General features: G+C 45.7%; 18 protein-coding genes, 8 pseudogenes and 1 other annotated feature. Of the genes and pseudogenes, 7 read left to right on the forward strand and 19 right to left on the reverse strand.

The genetic code is table 11. The features are described 5' to 3' along the window. Positions 1-295 precede the first annotated feature (295 nt). Positions 296-568 (forward strand): DUF1883 domain-containing protein, encoded by a 273-nt coding sequence (locus HBM95_23260; protein NIH45801.1) that lies wholly within the window; start codon positions 296-298, stop codon positions 566-568. Between the two features lie 61 nt (positions 569-629). Here HBM95_23260 and HBM95_23265 read toward each other — a convergent pair whose 3' ends face one another. Continuing rightward, positions 630-959, reverse strand: coding sequence for a dihydroxyacetone kinase subunit DhaK (locus tag HBM95_23265; GenBank protein ID NIH45802.1), 330 nt, complete (start codon positions 957-959; stop codon positions 630-632). Between the two features lie 9 nt (positions 960-968). On the opposite strand from HBM95_23265, the pseudogene HBM95_23270 reads away from it, so the two are divergent. Next, positions 969-1,228, forward strand: a pseudogene (locus tag HBM95_23270) (GNAT family N-acetyltransferase). 1,422 nt (positions 1,229-2,650) lie between these two features. Here HBM95_23270 and HBM95_23275 read toward each other — a convergent pair. From HBM95_23275 to HBM95_23305, 7 genes and pseudogenes are all read right to left on the reverse strand, one after another. Beyond that, positions 2,651-2,950: a hypothetical protein gene (locus HBM95_23275; protein ID NIH45803.1), complete on the reverse strand. Its 300-nt coding sequence runs from the start codon at positions 2,948-2,950 to the stop codon at positions 2,651-2,653. A gap of 1,275 nt (positions 2,951-4,225) precedes the next feature. After that, a complete protein-coding gene (locus HBM95_23280; GenBank protein ID NIH45804.1) occupies positions 4,226-4,945 on the reverse strand; it encodes a LuxR family transcriptional regulator in 720 nt (239 codons plus the stop codon). Positions 4,946-5,299: 354 nt separating this feature from the next. After that, the gene (locus tag HBM95_23285) at positions 5,300-5,890 is read right to left on the reverse strand and encodes an N-acetyltransferase (protein ID NIH45805.1); all 591 of its coding nucleotides are present in this window, start codon (positions 5,888-5,890) and stop codon (positions 5,300-5,302) included. A gap of 1 nt (position 5,891) precedes the next feature. Next, positions 5,892-7,241: a pyridoxal-dependent decarboxylase gene (locus HBM95_23290; GenBank protein NIH45806.1), complete on the reverse strand. Its 1,350-nt coding sequence runs from the start codon at positions 7,239-7,241 to the stop codon at positions 5,892-5,894. Positions 7,242-7,396: 155 nt separating this feature from the next. Further along, positions 7,397-8,168 (reverse strand): annotated as a pseudogene (locus HBM95_23295) (transposase). 541 nt (positions 8,169-8,709) lie between these two features. Then, positions 8,710-8,874, reverse strand: a pseudogene (locus HBM95_23300) (recombinase family protein). A 147-nt stretch (positions 8,875-9,021) separates the two neighbouring features. Then, a complete protein-coding gene (locus HBM95_23305; GenBank protein NIH45807.1) occupies positions 9,022-9,381 on the reverse strand; it encodes a DUF4156 domain-containing protein in 360 nt (119 codons plus the stop codon). 458 nt (positions 9,382-9,839) lie between these two features. On the opposite strand from HBM95_23305, the gene HBM95_23310 reads away from it, so the two are divergent. Continuing rightward, positions 9,840-10,829: a tyrosine-type recombinase/integrase gene (locus tag HBM95_23310; GenBank protein NIH45808.1), complete on the forward strand. Its 990-nt coding sequence runs from the start codon at positions 9,840-9,842 to the stop codon at positions 10,827-10,829. A 212-nt stretch (positions 10,830-11,041) separates the two neighbouring features. On the opposite strand, the gene HBM95_23315 is transcribed toward HBM95_23310, so the two are convergent. The 7 genes and pseudogenes from HBM95_23315 to HBM95_23345 form a co-directional block, all read right to left on the reverse strand. Next, the gene (locus HBM95_23315; GenBank protein NIH45809.1) at positions 11,042-11,458 is read right to left on the reverse strand and encodes a hypothetical protein; all 417 of its coding nucleotides are present in this window, start codon (positions 11,456-11,458) and stop codon (positions 11,042-11,044) included. Continuing rightward, entirely contained in the window at positions 11,449-11,997 is a 549-nt protein-coding gene (locus HBM95_23320; protein NIH45810.1) for a hypothetical protein, read from the reverse strand. The genes HBM95_23315 and HBM95_23320 overlap by 10 nt, the downstream gene beginning before the upstream one ends. A 115-nt stretch (positions 11,998-12,112) precedes the next feature. Beyond that, a pseudogene (locus tag HBM95_23325) lies at positions 12,113-12,853 on the reverse strand (thioredoxin domain-containing protein). Positions 12,854-13,003: 150 nt separating this feature from the next. Further along, entirely contained in the window at positions 13,004-13,351 is a 348-nt protein-coding gene (gene tnpB, locus HBM95_23330) for an IS66 family insertion sequence element accessory protein TnpB (protein ID NIH45811.1), read from the reverse strand. A 76-nt stretch (positions 13,352-13,427) separates the two neighbouring features. Beyond that, positions 13,428-13,808, reverse strand: a pseudogene (locus HBM95_23335) (IS3 family transposase). Beyond that, positions 13,431-13,547: a sequence feature (AL1L pseudoknot), on the reverse strand. It overlaps the preceding pseudogene by 117 nt. A gap of 292 nt (positions 13,809-14,100) precedes the next feature. After that, the gene (gene kup, locus HBM95_23340) at positions 14,101-15,966 is read right to left on the reverse strand and encodes a low affinity potassium transporter Kup (protein NIH45812.1); all 1,866 of its coding nucleotides are present in this window, start codon (positions 15,964-15,966) and stop codon (positions 14,101-14,103) included. Positions 15,967-16,242: 276 nt separating this feature from the next. Continuing rightward, entirely contained in the window at positions 16,243-16,365 is a 123-nt protein-coding gene (locus tag HBM95_23345; protein NIH45813.1) for a DDE-type integrase/transposase/recombinase, read from the reverse strand. Between the two features lie 10 nt (positions 16,366-16,375). Between HBM95_23345 and HBM95_23350 the strand changes: the two are divergent. From HBM95_23350 to HBM95_23365, 4 genes and pseudogenes are all read left to right on the forward strand, one after another. Beyond that, positions 16,376-16,651: pseudogene (locus HBM95_23350) on the forward strand (transposase). Positions 16,652-16,723: 72 nt separating this feature from the next. After that, positions 16,724-17,140 (forward strand): annotated as a pseudogene (locus HBM95_23355) (ATP-binding protein). A gap of 82 nt (positions 17,141-17,222) precedes the next feature. Next, positions 17,223-17,609 (forward strand): hypothetical protein, encoded by a 387-nt coding sequence (locus tag HBM95_23360; GenBank protein NIH45814.1) that lies wholly within the window; start codon positions 17,223-17,225, stop codon positions 17,607-17,609. Between the two features lie 251 nt (positions 17,610-17,860). After that, positions 17,861-18,349 (forward strand): hypothetical protein, encoded by a 489-nt coding sequence (locus tag HBM95_23365; GenBank protein NIH45815.1) that lies wholly within the window; start codon positions 17,861-17,863, stop codon positions 18,347-18,349. A 179-nt stretch (positions 18,350-18,528) separates the two neighbouring features. On the opposite strand, the pseudogene HBM95_23370 reads toward HBM95_23365, so the two are convergent. From HBM95_23370 to HBM95_23385, 4 genes and pseudogenes are all read right to left on the reverse strand, one after another. Next, positions 18,529-18,870 (reverse strand): annotated as a pseudogene (locus tag HBM95_23370) (transposase). Between the two features lie 50 nt (positions 18,871-18,920). Continuing rightward, entirely contained in the window at positions 18,921-19,607 is a 687-nt protein-coding gene (locus HBM95_23375) for an IS6 family transposase (GenBank protein NIH45816.1), read from the reverse strand. Between the two features lie 166 nt (positions 19,608-19,773). Continuing rightward, positions 19,774-20,754, reverse strand: coding sequence for a hypothetical protein (locus HBM95_23380; protein ID NIH45817.1), 981 nt, complete (start codon positions 20,752-20,754; stop codon positions 19,774-19,776). Between the two features lie 369 nt (positions 20,755-21,123). After that, positions 21,124-23,208, reverse strand: a complete 2,085-nt coding sequence (locus HBM95_23385) for a hypothetical protein (protein NIH45818.1) — start codon at positions 23,206-23,208, stop codon at positions 21,124-21,126. Between the last annotated feature and the right edge of the window lie 328 nt (positions 23,209-23,536).

The raw sequence follows: 23,536 nt of genomic DNA on the forward strand, positions 1-23,536 counted from the left end.
ATTACTGCAGGGTCATTGATACATACTGTGTATGTTTCCTTATGGCACCGTAGAAGCTAAGCTCGCCCACCTAAGGAACTATTAAGCATTTTCGTCTCAGAAGATTTAAAGCGAACGGAAGGAACATAACGACCTTTCTCATGTGCCTTGTGGTAGCAGAGCACGCAGGTGACTTAAGTGCATTCTTTTAGAAGAATTTAAGCGTGATCACATTTGTAAAAGATGTTGACGTCAACATTCCTGAGGTTTAAAAATGAAACGAACACATAGCCACTATCAATAGCGAGGATAACCCATGAATAACATTGTTGCTGAGAAGCTCTTCCTTAAGGAGAATGAAGGCGTACGTGTCACCTCCAATGATCTATGTGCAATTTTTCTTTTGAATGATTTTGAACTAAACTCGTTCATTTCTGCATTGAAGAGAGATATGTTGACACCCATCTATCAATCGACACCTGTTGAAGTTTTTTCTCCTTGTTCAGAAATATGGAATGTCGTCATATGTTTTCAAGGAACAGCCAGGAAAATAAGGTTCAATATGGAAAGAATAGAATCCTTGAATTAGTTATTTTGCCTCATGCTACTGCTTGTAGGTGGCGTGGTATGTGGCTTTCCTGGAAGGCACTCTAGAGACAGAGTGCCTGCTGGGATAAGGGATTTGTTTCTGTGTTTGCCCTGTTTTTCACATACCATCCGCAACTGCAGAGAATTGGATAAAGAGTAGCTAACGCAGCTATTGTCAGGAAATTCCATGCCGCTGGTATTCTTGCGGAAGGCATCTCGCGCGTCAGCAGCGACATTTCCAGTGCGGAAAACCCGCCCAGGTTGTTAACCAGCAGCGCTCTGGGGCTGTGTTTGTCGGTTGTGCTCATCAGCTTGTCTGCCATCAAGCTGACCAGCTCGCGCCCTGTCCGGAATTGCAGTGTCTCCACGCCCGGTTCACCATGGATCCCCATGCCCAAGTTGAATCCACGGGAAGTCTCAGGCGCAATATGCCAGATCCCATCCCCGTAATTATTCTTGCTATGTCTCGTTCCGTGGGCAAGGGCTGGGTGGTGATTTACTGCTCGATGCAGTATTGCGCTGTTATCGGGTGGCAGAAAATATAGGTGTCCGCACAATCATGGTTCATGCTCTGACACAAGAAGCCAAAGGTTGTTATCTTGATCATGGTTTTAAGGCATCGCAAACCCAGGAACGGACTTTGTTCCTCAAACTTCCATAATAGTAATAAAGAGAATGGGGCTCAGTGCTCACATAAATCATTGATTATAAATGATTACCGCCATGCATTTAACATAATCTTTGTTAAACGCACTTAAGGCATTGTATGCATGCGTATCGAACATAACATTTTAGATGTATCTATTCAGACCTGGATAATTATCGCTAAAAAGTTGAGTGGATGTTTTATTTTTTCTGGCTCGTGCTTAAAATCAACATCGTGGAATATAACACAGCCACAAGTGTTATAATTAATAGTGAGATTAAAGTAATTAGGATGTTTTGAGTTGATAAATTGTTATAACCTCTCGCCATTTTGTAAAGAAAAATGGCCATTTTCAATGAGAAGCCTATCAAAATGACCCGTGAAATAAAACCGGCCAAATCAACTATAATTGATAGACTTATTAAGTCATTCTTTTTCATAATATTTCAACTCCAAGCAAATTATTTTATGCAAGCTGCGTTCTACATCACGAGCTTAATGGCAATTTATTAACTTTACCACAATTAATTCCAATATCATTATAGTACATATGATACTGCTTGATACGAAAGAAAGCGCAAGAGTTACTGTATTCTCACATTAGTAAAGAAACATCTGAAATCTGAGCCAAGCCCAGAAATCGTGGGCACATCCTTAGAGAAGAACCCGTCGTTCAAAGTCTAGGGCATTGCGAGCCTCCTTTTAAATGCCAATGATACCGGCATATCTCATTCTTATCCATTTACTATCAACGATGTATGTACGGCAATATAGACAACGAAAAGCTGCTCCAGCCTCCCGCGGAGTCATTAACGGTGCATTGAAGACCCCAGACTACATCTGGCTCGATGGGCATAGATATATAAACGCCAAGGTGTGGAGCTGAGTCGCTCACTGCCTTCGGGCGGGGTGGATGCATATGGTAAAAAGAAAACCGGGCGTTTGTGGATATATGTTCGGGATGACCGCAACGCTTGGTCAGAGCAGGCATCGGCCATATGGTTCGCTTACAGCCCGGAAAGAACAGATATCCATCCGCAGAACCAAATACCAGCCCTGACATGCTATGTGGACTATGTCTGGGACGAAACAGACCCACGTCGATTAAAATGCTCCGCGGATGGTCAGTCTGAGTCGAAAATAGTTCCTGTTCATCGCTTCTGACCATGCTTGTGAGCGAAGAGCACTGTTGTACAGCCTATTCGGTATATACAAACTGAACAGCGTGGCCCAGAAGGCTACCTTCGCTATCTGCTTGACGTAATAGCCGGCTGGCCGGGCAATCGGAAACTGCTACACTGGCACATCACATTGCCAACTGAATAACACATCCACTTCAATACAGTTCTCGGTATACGCTTATTATTACTCGGAAGAGAACCATGAGAACCGTATCTATCCTTAATGCGATAGGAACCGACAAAGCAGTTTGAATTCTTAATTCATAAACGGGTAAATTATGTCGCAATCACCAAGCATTTCTTTTTCCATTATAATCATAATTTTCCCTGAGGATGTTGCAGCTGGGGCAATTTTTTCGGACATTTTCCAGCCTTCTTTGAAGGCATACATAACTGCTTTTCCTTGGGTTTTGTTACTGGATTTATCACCACTTAAAAATGTTGAAGTTGAATCGGTAGTATCTATAATTGCCACTCTTTGGCATTCTTGTGCGTATCCTAACGATGTAGACATCATGCCTACAACAATAACTATATTTTTTACTCTACTTAACATTAGCAAGACTTTTATTATTCGATTAATAGAAGATATGTCAATTTAACAGGAGTTTATCTTATATCCATCTATGCTGTCAGCACAATACAGTATTGTCGTCTTTACACAAATAGAAAATCCGCGCTAAAGTCACTCTATAGCGATCACTGTTTTGAAAGGATGAGACTCATGACGGCATACGGAACGGAGATTTTCTTCCTAAACGATGTAAACCTGCTAAGGAACCTTCTGGACATTATCGCTCGCCATCTTCCCATGCGTCTTGCAGACACTAGTCATGAGAGCTCTGACTGATCCTGCCGACAGTTACTGGAGAGCTATAGTGACATCGACCGCTTTCTCTTGTTAACCGTCGTTTTGACCAGCCGGGCAACTGATGCAAAGCCTCGCTGAACGTGCATTGCGTATTATCCGCGAACGTTACACTGATTTTGGGCCGGCTTGAGCCTGTGTGATGCTCGACAAGATTCATGGGCTGTTAGAAGCTGATAAAACAGGCTGGTTTAAGGATGCCCCACAAGTTACGGCCGTTGCGTGTACGTCAGCCGTATCCGCCTGAAGAACTCATCCCGATTAATGGCTGTGAGCATCACTGGTGTTTAATCTGGTAAATTTATCATGATAAGGGAGCTGTGTGGTGAGCACTTGTTTTGACGAGGCAAAATACTACGAATTCTTGTTTGCTTTGATTATAATTAAAACGGTTACGACATTACGGAATGTTAAGGTGCTGCTAAAAATTAGAGGAAAAACACATGGCAGCCAATCTTCTGATGTCACTTTTAACCCATTTAGTGATGTCACTTTTTCTGGCATAAAGGATCCATTCCTCAGGCCATGGAGACATCAGGATGCTTGTGACCATGTCAGATAAAGAACTCAGTCGGGTCGATGTCATTCAGTCAAACGGAGATTTGTTCGAATGTAAACCATGGCCGTATACGGGCTGGGGCGGCAACTCGTCAGTCCTGCATTATGAACCGGGATTGGCCTGAACTGGAAGGATGCATGGCATAGTAAATAAGCATAAACCATCATAGAATGATGGATTCAAACGGGCGAACTCTGTCGAAACGGCAGAGTTCGTTTTTTTCATATCGCTCGAAATACCGAGTATGGGAGCATAACTTAAATTTTTGTGCATGTGAGAAAATGACACCACTGCGTTTCTTCAAATCAAGACTTCATTTTAGCCCGCAAAAAGTTTTTATTTAGTAAATTACGCATACATATTTCAAAAACAACTAAATCATTATAAAAGTTGAAATGTATATTTTACGGTCGATGAACCAGATCTAACTCTATAGCCAGAATAATCGCGTGCTTAGCATTTTTTACACCAAGCTTTTTGACGACTTTACTCATATGGAATTTAATAGTGCTCACTGTGAGATTAAGTTTTCGGGCAATTTCCGGATAATTTTTCCCTGCACAATACCAATAAAGAATCTCATTCTCTCGTGCAGAAAGAATGAATTCATTATTTTGAGGGGGGAGTGGCTCATCAGCATAAATATGCATTACCATGTCATGAGCGTCAATTAAAATCCCTTGTATCTCGTTTCTGCAGTTTAGAGCTAGTTCATGTTGCTTGGGATTCAAAAATCTATTGATATATAAAGACAATAATACTAGGTTGTTGTTTGGGTCATGCAAAACAAAAGTTTGTCCGCTTAACACATCATGAGGTTTAATAGATTCAAAAATCCTACCTACAGGCCACCGCCCATTAATTTGCAAGCTGTTATCCCATACAAGAGGAGTTACTCTGTTTAATGCATTTATAATAATAGGGTCGACTGACTGATAACTATTTAGTAAGTAAACTTCTGTAAAATAGCCTGGCAAATTAGTTACGATAGTCATGCAATCCGTGTCACGTTTATTCATAATAGCGTAGCAATAGTGCATTTCGCCAAACTTGGATAACGCCCCCTCTAAATATTTTTTAATTACTTCGTTTTTTGTTGGATCTGAAAAGATTTTTTTCCTCACAAAACACCCCAAGCAATATTAACCACATAAAATAAGCAAATCATTACTCACCATTGTTATTATACACCAGCCCATCACCAGAGTAAAATCATCTTAAACATTTAAATAAATTTTTTGAAATGTTAGATACAATTTAGTTGAATAAAATTCATAGCGAAAGTTTTTACATGTCAGATAAACATGCCAAATATAATGTCAGGCCCAGTAGGATTTTTTTGTTTGCTTAAAAATGGGGGTGCAATGTAATTAATAGCAATTACACGCTACCCCTAACTTAAAAAACACAGGAAAATTCATCAGTTAAATAATACCAGCCGCATTGATTTTATTACATAGATAGTTAATTTTTATATATCACCCCCTCCAAATTGGATATAATAGAGGGAAGCCTTCTATATTTATGGGGGACCCAGCATCATAGTACCCATATCTTCTGAGTAAAGTTCTTGTAGCATAGGTGGTACATTCCGCATAACATGGCAAATTACCAGCATCCAATATTCTGTTCATTTCTCTGAATAGATCTGAAACAACACGCCCCCCTCTACAAGGCTTGGATACGGCAACTAAAAAAATATATATATGAGGCAGTTCATTAGGATGAAATATGTCTAATCCGTTCATAAATTTAGATATTAACTCATAACTTTCACCACACCCTTTTCGCAACTCCTTATCAATTATCATACGTTCATCTGCTGACATTTCAATGAATAGTGTATTGAAGTAAACCAAAGCCCCCGTAATTCCCTCTGTAACAATAACACCTCCGTTCTTTATAGCTAAGCGGGTATATAAATCGAAAAAAAAACGCATGCTATATTTTCTTTTCTCAAGATCGACATCAGTGAAAGCGTATTTTAATACTGGGTCATCGAAAAATTCACTTGTAAGCAAGTCAATTACTGAATTAATTTCACAATCTTTTACTGCCCTACATTTCATCTTAGTTTCCTTCTTCAACGAAAGCATCTTTCTCGTGCATCTTTTCAATAAATGAGTCGATTATAGAACGGGTAACATGTGGCATAACTACAATGTGCGCCAAATTATTTTTAACGCTCAAATGAAATTGTTGAGTTATTTTTTTATTAGGTCGACTAAAAAATACAACTATAGATTGCGGAGCTCTACAAACAAAAAAAGATGGATGTTTTGTTTTTATATTAATCATTTTTGAATAAGCATATTCAGCAAGTTTTTCGCAGTCAGCAGCAATTTTAGCCTGCATAATGGAAGGGGTGGTATTTATTTCATACCACATTAACATCGCTGAAAGCCCATTACGTGTCCCCCCCAGCGTGCTGTCTGCAGAATTAATATATTCAACATCGTCTGGATGTATCCTGAACTTCTCTTTACTCATGTATATTCCTGACGCAAACGGCGCGCCGAACCATTTATGAAAACTCATTACTATAGAATTTATGTAAGGTAATCGGAAATCAAATACCTGCCCATGAACTTTACTTATATTACATTGATATCCCATCTCAAGGTAGGAGAGATATGAGGCTCCTAAAGCCCCATCAATATGCATCCAAAAATTTGGAGTGGAATTTTCACTTGTTTCAATAGAAAAACCATTTTCCTCAAGAATTTTAGATATCTTCCCCCAAATATCTTGAATATTATCAAATGCTCCCCTGAATGTTGAACCGATGTTAAATACAAATATAGATTGATGCCCATGCTGAGAAAAAAACTCAACTAACTTAGATAATTTTTCAATTTCAATAGTGCCATATTTATTGACTGGAATAGCGTAAGGCCAACTCCCATCTTCTGTTACAGGACACATATTAGGGTAACAATTATTCCCCATTTCTTGGAAAGTTTTAAGTCCTAAAATATTTGTGCATTTTTTTATCGAATAATGAGATTCTTCAGAAAAAAAGACTACAGGATCCACGTTGTTTTTTTTCAAGCCATCTTCAAACTTTTTTAGTTTATAGAGATATTCACGCGCACTCCACAAAGCATACATATTACCTTCCGTAGCTCCCATAGATAAAACATACCCCCAAAATGATTCACTAGTCAAAGGAGTACGTGGCTTTGCATTCCACATCTTACCAAAGTGATTTAATACTTCTCGTTCAAGTTCGTGTGTATTAATTAATGTAGAAGCATTATCAAACGTGTCTCCAACATTATTTAAATGCACTGATAAAAATTGAGACATTAAGGAATAGTCAAATTTTTGATTTAAAGGATAACCTAAAGACGTACTTTTCTCTCTATGTGCGTTTGCAAAGATCTCCGTGATTTTCACAAGTGCGGCGTTACATTTCATTACGTACCCTCCAATTTATATTCATTTTGATGCTATACCGTAAAAGATGAAAAATGTAATGCATTAGGTATAAAATCATAAATATGTCAGTAACACTCTCGAGTAAATCATGACTTTTAAAGAACCAATAATATATTATTCATGATTATGAGGCGTTATGTCATAAGGTACATGGATATTCGCCAGTCCGTTACGAATTCAGCTGGTGTCTGGTAATCCAGCGATGAATGGGGACGGCACTCGTTATAATCCTGCCGCCAGTAATTAATCGTTTTCCGGGCATGAAGAATATCGCTTAACCAGTGTTCATTCAGACACTCATCGCGAAAGCGCCCTTTAAAACTCTCAATAACTCCGTTCTGCATTGGCTTACCTAGCTGGATAAGCCGTAGTTCCACACCATGCTTAAAGGCCTATTGATCGAGCGCGCGGCAGGTAAATTCCGGGCTCTGAGCGGTTCTTATTGTCGCCGGATAGCCCCTAAACAGCGCGATGCTGTCCAGAATGCGCTGACCTGAACGCCTGCGCTCCAGTACCAGGCCTGATAAATGCGCATCAGCTGCCGGACGTTGAGCCTCATAGCGGCAGGTCGAACCTGTAAGCCTGCAGGCACGACGTTGCGACAGACCGGTCGCATCACACATAAACTCAACGGCTTCCCGCTTCTGGCCTGTCGTCAGTACTTTCGCCCCAGAGCCACCTGAAGAGCCTCCTTATCCAGCATGGCTTCGGCAAGCGGGCGTTCTCCTCTTCAAGAGATTTAAGCCGCTTCACCTCAGGAAGGTCCATGCCACCAAACTTCTTGCGCCAGGTGTAGAAAGTGGCATCGGAAATGGCGTGCTTACGGCAGAGCTCACGGGCAGAAACTCCGGCTTCCGCTTCGCGAAGAATACTGATGAGCTGTTCGTCGGAAAAACGCTTCTTCATGGGATGCCCTCATGTGGCTTATGAAGACATTACTAACATCGGGGTGTGTTAATCAACGGGGAGCAGGTAACATTCACCATGGCTTTAAGGCATCACAAACCCGGGAGCGGACTTTGTTTCTCAAACTACCACAGTAGATATAAAGATTGAAAGGGCACACCTCATTCAGTTAACTAAAACTACGGCTCCCAAAGCTAAACAATGGTAAATATCAATGATGACAGTTCAGGATATAATCAAGAAAATTAGTGGTATTAGTGATGGTATTATGCTTGTTGCCCACGTTACCATTAGTTGCCAGGCAGGAATATTCCATTGAGTTAAAACACTCCACCACAATGTCACATCGGACGGGAATGTTCTATTAAGTAATAATAAACTGACCAACCCCCAAATTATCGCTGGTTTTAATGAGTTATTTGCCAAATCTGCTATCCTCCATTATTATTAGTAATGCTCTTAGGTACTTAACTGCACATTTATTATCTTTAAACCCAATTCATTTTACTTAAATCAGGAGTATGATAAACTGAAATAATTTTTAATTAAAAAAAGAATTATAAACCGTGGAACGGACAATTATGAGATGACGGGAAATATCCGTTGCGCCAAACATTATGATTTTTAGTTTCGCCTCCTGTCGGCCTTTTTTCGTGCGCTCCAGAATCCTTCTGCGTTCAGCCTGTGCCACAGCCGATAGGATAGTAAACCATGTGGCTGTTCCTGAAATTTCATTCTTACATTGTTATCGAACTTCGTATTTTATATGGATTAGGAATCTACTGTGCCGCTCCAATTTGGAGCGGCAGACCAGCCAAAACCTGAACACAAATAATTCGATTAACGATACAATTTATTCGGGGCATTTATAAACATTACCAGTTAGTGTGACATTTGTTTGCGCCAATGATCCTGAACTATCGTATATACTCCCTGTCTGCCCTGCACGCTGTGTAAGTAAGGAAACTACATTCCCTCCCATTCCTGCAGCTTGGTTTTTTAGATCATTTCTAGCACCAGTTTCAAGGTTACTATTTGAGGTCCATTCGCCTGTTAAAAAGTTACCTTGATTACCTGTAATTTCACCTAAGTACTTACATTCTTTTCCTGGTTCGTTATTGGTCAACCTTACTTTCTCAGCACCTGGTTGTAGACTATCTGCGCTACAACCGCCAAGCGCCAGCACTGCTAACAGGACAGAGATTTTTTTCATGTCTATTCCTTTTGTTTCAGAAGGAGTTGTGGGCAGAAATTGCAGCCAGCTAATAAATATCATCATAAACAACTAGGCATCTATAAAAATAAACATCATACTTTGCCTTGTTTAATTTGCTAAAATTACTAAACTATGAAAACATAAAACTCACCTCTCTTTTTAGTTATCCATTGCCTTATATTGTTCAAATAAATAATTTCCTTGATATGTGGTAGACAGGCTACTACTTCTATATTCTATTGTATATAGAATACTTTTATGATAAATGCCATAAAATTAACGAAAAATAGTTGGTGATTCTGGACAGAATCCAGAACTGTAGTAAAATTTTTGAACTCTATTAATTAAAATGTATCTTTGAAAAAGTAGACTATCTGCGGTACGCTCTGACGGACCTTTCATCCCGATTTTTCACGCAGCGCGCCGGAGGCTTTCCGGCCCGGACGGAACCCGACATGATCCTGATGCCCGACGACGAACCAGAGCTGAGTCTCCCCCCGGCGGTCCTTCCGCCCGGCGAGGAATTCCTGCCGGCCCTGTCCGGTGATAATGCTCCGGTCAGCCCGGCCCGGGCCTACCTGCTGTCCCTCAACTCCCCCCGCAGCCGGCAGACCATGGCCTCGTTCCTGAACATCGTTGCCGGCATGCTCGGCGCCGCATCCCTGGAGTCCTGCAGCTGGGGCAGCCTGCGGCGCCATCACGTGATGGCCGTGACCGAGCTGCTGCGCGACACCGGCCGGGCCACCGCCACGGTCAACACCTATCTTTCGGCACTCAAGGGGGTGGCGAAGGAAGCCTGGATGCTCCGACTGATGGACGTCGAGAGCTTCCAGCACATCCGGGCAGTGCGTAACCTGCGCGGCAGTCGTCTTCCGCGCGGCCGGGCCCTGCCACCGGAAGAGATCCGTTCACTGTTTGCTGCCTGCGAGGCCGATGATTCAAGTATCGGCATCCGCGATGCGGCTATGCTGGCCGTCATTCTAGGCTGTGGCCTGCGTCGCTCGGAGGCCGTAGGGCTGGATTTGAGTGACGTTGTCACCCATGAGCAGGCGCTCCGGGTGCTGGGCAAGGGAAACAAGGAGCGGCTGGCCTACATGCCGGCGGGCACCTGGCAACGGCTCAGGATGTGGATCGATGACGTGCGGGGGGAAAAAGACGGGCCGCTGTTCACCCGCATCCGGCGCTTTGACACCCTGACAAATGCCCGGCTGACCGACCAGGCGGTGTACCATGTCCTGCAGGTGCGTCAGCGTCAGGCGGGCATTGTGAAATGCGCGCCGCACGATTTAAGGCGAACCTTTGCCACAGCCATGCTGGATAACGGCGAGGATTTAATCACGGTAAAGGATGCGATGGGTCATGCCAGCGTCACCACCACCCAGCAGTACGATCGCCGCGGCGAAGCGCGCCTGCGCTCGGCCCGTGACCGTCTGGATCTGATATAAACTTAATAACATTTCAAGATGATATGTTTACAAAATGGTGTGCGAAGTTGCTCGCAGGCTGCGCGATTTTCTGAAATGGTGTTAAAGCGGAACTTTCGTTAAAGTAGGTCTGCCGGTTATCCTGCTTCCCCTTCTGAACCGGGGTGGTTTGGATATGCGGGATGGCCGGTCCTTTTTGTTCTTTCGCCGGTTACCAGATGTGATTTTGAGGGTTATGAAGCGTGAAAATCTTCTGCAACTTCAGAAAAGTAGCTGAGTAACCGGGAATCTCTCGCCGGCATACGTTCATGAGCCGGTGTTATAAGCCCCATCAGCAGAAAGCGTCCGCTATCCCACATGTGTTCTGTGTAAATGAGATAGTGATCTGAGGTACGGTTGTAATTCTCTTGTCTGGCACTCCAGGTTAGCTGGAAATGCAGGTTAACGTGAATATGCTGGACGTTAGCATCGACAGCGAATGGCGGGAAATCAAAAGGGACGTCCCTTCCAAGAAGATTCGACGGTGCGCCAGTTGATTTATACGTGATGAACTCTGCTTGTAACTGGCTCTCCAGCTCAGGGTAAGCGGCAAACGTGGGCTGGAAAAACGTATCCCACGTGACATGACTGTACTCAGCCGTTAACGCCATTTAGCCGCGGCCCTGTTGCCTGAATCCAGCAGGTGATTCATGGCCGAGAGGTTGATTCCAGAGTCACGCACTTCTGTGGTTCGTGTGATTTGATCAATCAAGCTAAGGTAGTTTTTGGTCGCAAGACTGACCATTTTAATGGCCTTAAAGAACGCAAACTCAACAGAATTCCTGTCATATGACTGAACGATGTTTTTTTCCGGCAACATCAGAACAAAGGACTCTGCGATACCTGCAACATGGATAGTATGATTTCTGATGTCGCTGGCGACTTTGATAGCGCCAGAGAAATCGCTGTCTGCATACCGGGCCAGCTCGATGCGACTTGAGCGTAACTCTTCAGCTACGTCATTAAGAGCAACGGTGAGCTCGCTGATATCAGTTTTGTTGACTCTGGAGCCCATTTCGTAAACCCGTTCAACAATCGTAGGCTGACACGCAACCGCTTTGGGTTGCGGCTGGAAACTGGCAAGAACCAGTGCCACTGCGGCCTGCAAGTGCTGGATTTTAAATTTCACAACGGGCTCCATAATCATCATCTCTCGACGAGGCGCTGCATTTTACTACTGAACTTAACTATATGCTAAAAAAAGTTGGTTGCATATGTGGCTGGCACAGCAAACAGAAAATTGAAATCCTCTATCTGGACGTGGCTTACCAGATTGCGGTCTGAAGCCTGTCAGCGATAACGGCTTCCGGGAAACCGTGATTGTGTTAGGAGTGGCTCCGCTAACGGGCATGACTATGATCTCCGGCGTTCCAGTGAGTCCCAGAGCCTCTGCCAGGTTACTGTTTTTCTCAAGGAGCGAGGTATTTTCTTCCTGCGCTAGCGTTGTCATTCCGGCTTTTGCCGCAACTTCCCGGATGTCTTAAGCTGTGAGTTTGCTCTCATTGTGGCCGGGCATTGCAGTAAGTTACATAGGCCTGCGGCCCTTTCTTTTTCCAGACCGTAAGCCCCGCAGATCCGCCTGAAATAAAGCTTCCCAGCGACCACTAAAGATTGGCCACTCCTTGAACACGTACCGGACGTCCGGCTGCGCTTTCATAACGTTCCCAGCTCCGGTGCGAAGCGGCTGCAGAATACGCACTCGATCACCGCGACCTTTGCATTTTCAGGCCCGTAAGCCGGTGTGTCCTGATAATGCAGTAGGCCGGCCCATTTCTCCATCACACTGAGTGCAAACATCTTTTGCTTACGTGCCTGCTGCTGTTCCTGCAGCTTATTACAGACCTTCACCAGAATCTCCGGATTGGGCACCAGATAGTCTGCAGCTATTTCGCCAATATGGGCTACCTGCTCCGGGCTGAATACAGGCTGAGGGGCTGAAGCGTGTACTGTTGAAATAAAGTCAATGTAAGTTGTAACATTAATGCTGCTATTTTGTTTGCTTTCATTGCCTGATTCTCATGGATAAATGAGGATGTGAGCGCAGACGATTATACTCCGCCATTTTGCGGATGGTGACCTGCTGCTCCAGCAGCAGTGCTCTGAGCCGGGCGTTTTCATCAGGGTATGAGGTATCCATAACCCTACTTTACAGCAGGTTATATGCGTATTCCAGGTCGTTCCGTCCGCTGCGGATGCTTCCAGTTAATGCCTTCCAGCAGCATGGACAGCTGCGCCGGCGTCAGGTGGACTTTACCGTCGCGGGTCACCGGCCAGACGAAACGCCCCTGTTCCAGCCGTTTGGTAAACAGGCACAGGCCGTCCCGGTCGGCCCACAGCACCTTTATCATGTCGCCGCGACGTCCCCGGAAGATGAACAGATGCCCGCTGAACGGGTCATCCCGTAACGTGTTCTGCCCCCTGGAAGCAAGACCATTGAAGCCGTTGCGCATGTCCGTCACGCCGGCAATCAGCCAGATGCGTGAGCCCGTTGGGAGAGATATCACTGGCATTCTCCCTGCATTTCCCGGATAAGCATCTACAGCAGCTCTGGCGTCAGCTTTCCACTGATACGCTACGTACCGACGGGCCGATATCCAGCTCGTGGCATACCGATCCGACCCCGTGTTCGTCGTGCAGGGCATCCACCAGGGGCGCTATTTTTTCTACAGACGGTCGAACTCCGCCTTCGCAAAATAAGTGGAAGCCTAGCGCAGGATATCGTTGCTGCGGCGCAGCTCGCGATTTTCGCGTTCCAGCTCCTTCAGTCGCTGGCGTTCAGTGGTGGTGAGTCCGCCATCACCGCCACCGGTATCTCGCTCATGCTGACGAAGCCAGATACGCTGGGTCTCCGGCGTACAGCCGATTTTGGGGGCCATTGTGAGTCATAGTCGTTCTGGCCTTCCAAACCATACGGACAGCCCACTGACGGCCCCCCGGAGAAAAACGTGTGGTTTTAGTCATCCTGTTACCTCTCTCTCTCAGGGAGTTTAGTCTCTAGGGGGGCCGGGGTGGTTCAGTGTGGACAGCAAGAATAAAAGAAGGTAAAAACAGCCCGGTCAGTATTAGAATTTTTGGAGCCAGCATCACTCCTCCACTGTTATTTATGGCCGTAGCTCCCCGCATACTGATTACCGGCTTATCCGGCATGGCAACCTGTTGCGCTGAGTTTGTCCTCACTCTGGGTCCGAAGTAATGATATGCGAAAACTGCCCGGAAACTCCCGATAATGGCAGGGGCAACTGACAGTCGCCAGTCAGAATTCTATCTGAGCGCCCAGTTCAATGACCCGGTTAGGGGGTATACGGAACAGTTCCGGAGCACGCAATGAATTGCGCTGAAGGGCCTGGAATATTCTACCTCGTATTCGCAGATACCAGGTACGCTTGCCCAGGACCAGCGTATCGCGAGACAGGAAAAATGACGTTTCACTCATGCTAAAACTCAGACCTTCTACGCCACATCGGTAAAGAATGTCCGTCATATCCGGAGTTTCACGCCAGCCATAGCGGGCAACCACCCGCCAGAAACTCGGAGATAGCTGCTCAATGGAGACACGTTTTACATTGTGTACATACGGGGCATCAGCGGTCGCGACAGTAAGCATTACAATACGTTCATGCAGTACCTTATTGTGCTTAAGATTGTGTAATAACACCAGTGGTAAGGCATAAGGCGTACGTTCCATCAACACAGCAGTACCGGATACGCGCTGCTGTGGTGTTGTTTCCAGCGAGTTTATTAACGCAGTGAATCCTTCCTGGTTATCACGCAGACGATGGATAAGCCGCGAACGTTCTGACTTCCAGGTCAGCATAAGCAACAGAATAATGAGTCCCAGCGCTACCGGAAGCCAGCCACCGGATACCAGCTTTATCAGATTGGCACCAAACAGGGGAATATCGATCACCAGCATGGCCAGCAACATGATGCCCCCCCAGTGTTGAGACCAGCCCCAGTTTTTTACCGCCACAATGCTCAGCAATATTGATGTCAACGCCATGGTCCCCGTGACGACAATTCCGTAGGCAGAGGCCAAATGGCTGGAATGCTTAAAACTGATGATAACAATCAGCACGGCTGCGTAGAGCAGCCAGTTCACTGTCGGGATATAAATCTGGCCGGATTCCTGATCTGAAGTATAGATAATTCGTATGGGAGGAAGATACCCCAGGCGAACCGCCTGACGGGTCAGTGAAAATACGCCGGAAATCACCGCCTGAGAGGCGATCACCGTCGCCAGGGTAGCAATTAACAATAAAGGGATAAGCGCCCATTGTGGAGCCAGCAGGAAGAACGGATTATCTATCGCAGCCGGGTCAACAAGCAACAGCGCCCCCTGTCCAAAATAATTCAGCACCAGGGAAGGTCCCACTAATGTAAACCAGGCAATCCGGATCGGTGTTTTACCAAAATGCCCCATATCGGCGTACAACGCTTCCGCGCCAGTTATTGACAGAACGGCCATACCCAGTGCAAAAAACGATACTGCTTTGTATTCGAAAAAGAAATTCACGGCCCAGTAAGGGTTCATCGCCTGCAGGATCTGCGGATGACGCAGTATCCCCCCAATTCCCAGTAATGCAAGCGTAAGAAACCAGAGTACCATCACCGGCGCAAACAGTTTGCCGACACTGCCGGTGCCATGTTTCTGAATGGCAAACAGGGCCGTCAGCACAATAAGCGCCAGCGGAATAATCATGTGATCCAGTGATGGGGCAATGATCTCCAGCCCTTCAATAGCAGAAAGTACCGAAATTGCCGGGGTGATCACCCCATCCCCATAGAAGAAGCTACCACCGACTAGGCCAAGAAATATGCTTGCCGGTATCCATCGTTTGTCCAGCTTCCGTACCGCCAGTGACATCAGTGTCAGAATACCGCCTTCGCCATCGTTGTCGGCACGCATAACAACGCAGATATACTTTATTGATACCACCAGTACCAGCAGCCAGAAGATAAGCGACAGAAAACCATAGATAGCGCTGTGGCTCAGGGAAATCCCTTTTTCGCTGGTCAGACACTCACGCAGGGTATACAGCGGACTGGTGCCTATATCACCATACACGACGCCAATAGCGGCCAGAGTTACCGACGATAATGGCTGTTTTTTTTCGTGCATAATCAGATTTCCGGAAAGAGTATTCTGGCAGTATAGATGCAGAAAAATATTTTTAGAAAAAAGTCCCCTCGCAATTGAAAAATGGAGGGGGCAATGGACACTATTTTCGGGGGATCCGAATCCACGCCAACTTACTATACCCGGGCACAGCTAGGCAATAATCTTGGCTCTGTCGAAAATATTCTACAAAATCGAAGGAGGGCCTTACTCTGGACGTAGTCAGGCTGCTAACGAATAAAACTGTTTCCAGGCCGGGGTATCTCCTGCGTCTTCCATCTATCCTTTTTTAAGCATTCGATGCACCTCAATTCCCGCAATCGTCGCTTCCGCAGATTCGAATGATTTAAACCCGAGCGTGGACTTCGTGATACGCTTAATGCCCCGATGGTCCTGCTCCACTAGGTTGTAACGGATCAGCGATGCGCATCTCTACAAAATCCCAGCGACCGTAATTGCCCGGGAAATCATGGAGCTGGGCTATTGTGTAGGGATGACTATCCTGAGAGAGTTCATCCGCAAACAGACCCTGCCAGCACAGGCAGAACCGGTCGTTCGCTTCGGAACCGAGCCCGGGCGGCAGATGCAGGTTGACTGGGGGACCATGCGAAACGGCAAATCACCGCTTCATGTGTTCGTTGCCGTTCTGGGATACAGCAGAATGCTGTACATCGAGTTCACTGACAGCTTCATCGAACGTAACGAAAACATCGTGTTACTGGGCCCCTCGGGTGTGGGAAAAACACATCTGGCGATAGCCATGGGTTACGAAGCAGTACGGGTCGGCATCAAGGTTCGCTTCACAACAGCAGCGGACCTGCTGTTACGGCTGTCAACTTCCCAGCGTCAGGGGCGTTACAAAACGACACTCAATCGCGGTGTAATGGCCCCAAAACTGCTCTTCATCGACGAAATAGGCTATCTGCCGTTCGGTCAGGAGGAAGCCAGGCTGTTATTCTAGGTCATCGCCAAACGTTACGAGAAGAACACGATGATCCTGACCTCTAACCTACCGTTCGGGCAGTGGGACCAGACGTTCGTCGGGGATGCAGCCCTGACATCGGCGATGCTGGACGGGATCTTACATCACTCACACGTAGTCCAGATAAAAGGAGAGAACTATCGGCTGAAGCAGAAACGAAATGCAGGGGTTATAGCGGAAGCTAATCCTGAGTAAACAAGGTGGATCAATATTAAACCGTTGGTGGTGACGGTAAGTGCATCACTTTTTACCCGTTGTTGACACTCGTGGTATCAATATGACATACGAAAAACTTAAGCTGGCGTTGATGACTGGATGCGATGTTTCATTTACGTTTGAACCTCATCTTTGTCTGCTGACTCAAAAAGAGGCAAAAAAACTAGTTGTGACAGGCCGTCGGTGCATTGAGAGCTATATGATTTATCAAAGCGACGACGATATTGAATGTATTGCTTTTTCCACACAACACTTAACAGTCGCTAACGATATCAGGCCTGTTCTGGAAATAAGTAAATACGTTATCAGAAACACAGATACACCAGATGTGAAGTTAACTAGTTATTTTTTATCGCCTCATGAATACTCTTTCTTAAGAGACCCTTTGACTTTTGAAGGGCAAGTCGGAACGAGTTTTAAATTTATTGTAAGTAATAAGGCACCATGACTGGCAGAGGGCTGTTGGGTACAGGAAACAGGCACTGGCGGAAACGATGATGGCATGTTACAAAATGCTCATCGGCCCTCGCTCTGCCTGAATTGCTGGTAGGTAAAGGAAATTCTGTCTATGCACTAACGCCTTCTGCCTGTCCTTTATGCATGCGGCACCCATATAGAAACTTGCAATCGCGAAAATTTGTGGAGTATTTTCAGAAACTTGACTCAAATCACCTACAGAATCAGACAAGGAGAATTGAAGTGAAAGTAATCACAACGGCAACCGCAAGTCTGTTGATGCTCATTAGCAGTGCTCACGCTGAAGGGCGCACGACCTCAGCGGACAGTCAAAATCTGACCGTCAGCTTCGGTCAGCCCACCATTAAGCAGGTGCTGCATTACCGTAAAATGTACGACAGAAAACCGTTCCCCGATGCCGAAATTTATTATTATGATAACGGCGTCTATAAAATCATTTCGCAGGGTGAAAACCACTATGGTGTTTACTCCATGCAAGGCAAATTCGATGATGAAACCTTCACAGTGCGTTTCATTTCGCTACCTTCCAGCGACTGGGGCAATAAAACTGCCTTTCATCAGTTAACCTTCGTTCAGGGAGAAAAACAAAACGTGTTTATTCAGAACGCGATTGTTGATACTGGCGAAGCCATTACCCAACAGAACGGCACTTATACTCAAGAAAAAAACACAGTGATTAATCCGGTTTCCACCAACTGGAAAAATAATTAATCCTCATGTGGCTGTCTGTCTCCACATTTCAATCAATGGAGATGGACAGTCGCTGACGTATTAAAAACAGCCCAACAAACGACCGTTTTATGCGCCCGGGATAACCACTTTCATGATCGGTCTGTAACCTGCACTACTGAACCGCCCCGGTTTTCCAGGAGAGTATTTTAGTTGGGAACTCAGGCTGCCAGATCCTTATTCCCGATGGAAGCATAATATGCCTGTTCGGCTTCTGCCGGTGGGACATGCCCCAGCCTTTCCAGCAGCCGGCGATTGTTGTACCAGTCCACCCACGCCAGCGTCGCCAGCTCTACTTCGGTGCGGTTTTTCCAGCTCTTACGGTGTATCACCTCCGCTTTATAAAGGCCGTTGATGCTCTCTGCCATTGCGTTGTCGTATGAGTCGCCCGTGCTGCCCGTTGATGCCAGCAGTTCTACGTCCTTAAGCCGCTGCGTGTACGCCAGCGACACATACTGCGAGCCTTTATCTGAGTGATGGATGGTTCCCGCAGGACGTCGGGCTCTGTCGAAAATATTCTACAAAATCGGAAGCAGCCTTATTCTGGACGTTATCAGGCTGCTAACGAATAAAACTGTTTCCAGGCTGGGTATTCCGGCGTTTTCCATCTGGCGTTTTTAAGCATTCTATGCAACTCAATTCCCGCAATCGTCGCTTCTGCTGAGCCAAATGATTTAAACCCGAGCGTGGACTTCGTGATGCGTTTAATACTCCGATGATCCTGTTCCACCAGGTTGTTCAGATATTTTATCCGCCTCACCTCAATCAACAAAGGCCAGAGTCCATAGAAAAACAGCAGGTTATTGATACGCTCCAGTGCGGCGGTGTTCACGCCTGATTTATCAAAATTGACTTTCTCCGGGAACCTACTGGAACCGATGGCTCTTTCGAAAAAACTCAGTACGGCTGGGCGGTCACGGGTTTCTGACAACATAAAATCAATCGTGGCACCGTCATTATCCACGGCCCGATAAAGGTAAACCCACTTGCCATTCACTTTGATATAGGTTTCATCCTTCTTCCAGCTCCGCCCCACGGGTTTCTTCCTTTTTCTGAAGATTTGCTCAAGCTGAGGGGCATAATGGACGCCCCATTTTTGCACGGTGGAATGGTCGACATCAGCCCCGCATTCCTCCAGTAGCTCTTCAATGTCACGATAACTAAGCGGATAGGCGAGCTTCCACCGTACGGCCATCAGAATGAGATCTCTGGGGAAGTGACGGCCTTTGAAGCTGAGCATTTTTCAACCTTAATATGGAGTTATCGTTCAATAGAATCACTTTACCTTTGTTTTTTCGACAGAACCCACAGGGATATCGTTGGTATACACTTTATCCGGCATAAGCATGTACTGGCGCTACAGCACGCTGACCGCGTCGTGCCAGCGTGGCCCCTCCATTAATGTGTTATCCAGGTAATGATCCCTTTAGTATATGAAGGGTTATGACAGCTGTCGATTTACCAGCTTTCAATGATACTTCATGCCGTCCCGGTGACGTGAACAGGGATGAAAATTTATCATCTGGCATATCGATAAATACATTTCCTTCAGAAGAGGTTGCTCCTGTTCTCTTTAAGAACTCTTCTTTAGATAAATCATCCCCCCATTGAGCGAAAACCTGACAATGTTCAGTTTTAATTGATGAATTATAGGTTAAAAGGTAAATGCTATTTTTATTTACACCAGGGAATGCACCATGAACTCCCATGCATGATGACCATAACCCGGACCATGTCTGACTGATATATTCAGGTTTGCTAACCAGTGCTTCATCCTCTAAATCCAGCGTTGCTGTCTGGCTTCCGCTAAACAATATCAGTTGTGTCTTCATTGTTTCAGCGTCAGTGACAGAAACAGCAGCAGTAATCTTTTCAGAAAAAGAGGTTCCAGCAAGCACAGGGTATTTATCTGCCAGTTTTTCCGGGACTGTCCAGTCGTATATTCCCGGGGTGGGCATTCCTGAATAAAAAGAAAAAATATCATTTTTTATATACCCCCAGGGCCCTCCTTCAAACGGGGTTGTAATACCAGTTGCAAAAACAGCATCGGCTCCTTCATGAAGGAATTCCGGTGATGAAAATTCTTTATAGAAGTTACTGAATAATAAGTTGTAATTCCCTTTTGGACTCAGCCTGGCTAGGTTTTTTTTGCTATACAATGTAGTACCTAAAGGTTCTCCGTCAGGTGCATATTCCACATAACCACCATCTATCTTTGTGGCGAAAGGCGTTCCCTTAAAATTTGGCCATTTTTTGATTACCGGGATAGCTTTTTCGCAATGATGGGTTTCAGCGTTACATTCAGATACAATGTATTCTCCGGCATATGAAATGTATGGGGTAAAACTAATCATGGTTGAGGAAAATACAACTTCTTTAAGTTTCATAACGCAATCCTATTTAGCAAGCATTTAAGAAATGAGCTGTCCGAGGCCGGAATAGAGTGAAAATAAATTTCACACCCCCCCGCAAACAGTAAGACCTAACATTCTTGTTAAGATGTGAAAATTTAAATCATGGATGCGAAATATATCGCCAGGCAAAATTACTCTGATAGCCGACAAGCAGCCGCATGAAATAAGTAAATTATAAATTGATTTATTTCTCATTTATTATATCTCTTTTGATTGGGGTTCACTTTTATGCCACGATTTTTAGTCGCCTGCTGGCCCAATAGGGGTGAAGCTGCAATATGACGGCATTCAGCCCCCTGAAACGGGCGTTACTCTCCCTGCCGGGAGAGCAACGCAGGGCATTTAATTTCCTGTCTGACAAAAGACTGCAGGCGTACAGCCCGTCACTTCGACATCACCATCACTGGCAACCCACAGCCGGTTACGGTACTGGCTGGCCAGCGGACTGACTGTCTGGCCACCATCAGCAGACACCTCCCCGAGCTTAATCACATCAGACTGCGCGTTTACTTTCCGGGCCACGTCCATCGCCCATGTGAAACGGTTCTTTGTATTCAGCCCGTCAACTTCAAGCGGAGACCTGGCTCCACTTTTTTTACTGAACAGCTCAAACACCATTTTTTCAGGCAGCACCGACTGTTCGCCGGTGACCAGGCTGGCCGGCAGTGCGCTGTCATCACGGTTGTTGAGACGCCATTTGTCGTCAGTTGCCTCAGACGGAAGGAATGCCAGCCGGACAGTGGCTCCCTGCCATTTTTCGCCTTCAGGCAGCCAGAAATGGTTGCGGTACGAACTGGCCAGTGGCGTAATGACCCCGTTTTCCATTTCTCCGGCTTTCAGTGCTCCGCCGCTGCGGTTAATGGCTTCCGCCAGGCGTAACGGCCAGGCAGTGATGCCCAGCATGTCCGGGTCAGCGGCAGGCAGTGTCAGGGCGCCGGAATCCAGGGAGGTACCGTCCGGGGTGTTCACCTGCCAGGTGATATGCCGGTGACTGTGAAGCGGTGTACCCTGCTCTTCCGGCAGGGTACCGCTGATGGCCAGCCCGGTGTCTGCATACTCTCCACTGGCTGTGTCCAGCGGCCAGGCAGAGAGCGTGTCCGAATAAAACGTATACATTACACCGTCATGAATTAGAGGCGGGAGACTGAATTCTGCTAACAAACTATTTCCAATAACATGACGAATACCAGAATCAGGGAAAACTATTTTTTTTCGTTGCCCTTTGGACGAAAAACCGATTACACCTTCCTCCCATGTTCCATACCCAATTTTTGTATTATGGTAAGCAAAATATCCCCAGCCGGTAGCAGAGTCGAAAGTGATGTCCCCAGCATTTCCAAGATTAAAAAAATGAAAATCCGCTTTTTCTGGCGTTATTTCAAATTTTACCTTGCCGGTATCCCGGTTATAAGCCACAACTTTTTGTGTCAGCATCTGATAAAACAGTTTTTTTTGTGGGTCGGATGTCAGCCCGCCCCAGAACTTAATTGATGTGTCACTTGTATTTGCAGGGAAGCTGACCGATGGAAAACCAGCATCAATAATGGTATCGGAGAAAGGCGTCATTTTATCCAGAACCCCAATACCATTTTCGTCCACATTCCAGCGGAAAACACAGCCCTGTGGCATTGCCAGCAGTGAGGCGGGTGTAATTTCTCCAGCAACGGATTGGTTATTGTCAGAACGAATAACATTACCATCCCTGGTATCCAGAATAGCCACAGCCCCTGACGTATGGTGGAGCAACTTTCCCTCTTCCTCGCTGAGGAGCAGATTATCATGTCTGCCAAAACCCTCCGGAATTGAGAGCCGGGCCTGCCAGAGCACATTGTCTGTTTTGTTATTCAGGTCCAGCGCAACCACTGTAACCTGCCCTGACGAATCGGGAATGGAGAGGTATGCGCGGGTAAAATCTTTGCTGTACACCACATTCATTTTTCCGATTTTAAATTCCAGGAGCTGTTCCCTGGATAATATTGGGCTGCTGAAAATATTCTCTGGCTGAAATTTATTTCCCGGATATGCCTGATAAAGCGCAATGTAACCAGTATTATCATCAGTATAACGAATAACCGGGAACAGTAATCTGCCATCCCCGGTTAAAACAATACCCGCCGCGTTGAGTCCCCAGGAGCCATATGCTCCCCACTGGCTTACCTGACCCGCTTTACTGACGGTATGCCCGTGGATACCACAACGGTTTTTTTTATCACTATCAAACTCCGAAGGACGACAATCTAGGCCGCCAATAGCATAAATACCGCCATCCGGTGCCGGGAGTAAACGGTCCGTAATGGTATCCAGCGTTGTCTCCCAGGCTTTTTCAGCATGAACAATTTCCTGTTCCGCAAATGCGGAAGCACATAATATAAAGCCAAGTCCTGTCATTATTAATCTGTGATAACATCTATTATTTTTAACGACCATAAATTACCCCTTGTATTAATTGAGGTTGATCTTAAACTACACCCCCCCCCTGAAATCTGAATTTTGCCTGATATTAATATATCCTCTGGCCATACTCATGATGGCGCCCTGCAGCATTAACAGTGGCGGGTTGCCGGAAAACAGGTCTGAATTGTTTTTTAATGAAGCACCACCGGAAAGTCCTGCTGGACAAGGATGCAACCTCCCCTTGCCTGCCACTGACAGCAGGCACTGTGGAAAAAATCCGGATGTGGTGCTACGTATCACCTCCTTTTTGCTGAGGGGCAATCAATTTCATTAGCATAAAATCATAAATATATCATTAGCG

Origin of the sequence: Enterobacter asburiae, from assembly GCA_011754535.1 — a bacterium.
Taxonomy (GTDB): Bacteria; Pseudomonadota; Gammaproteobacteria; order Enterobacterales; family Enterobacteriaceae; genus Enterobacter; species Enterobacter cloacae_N.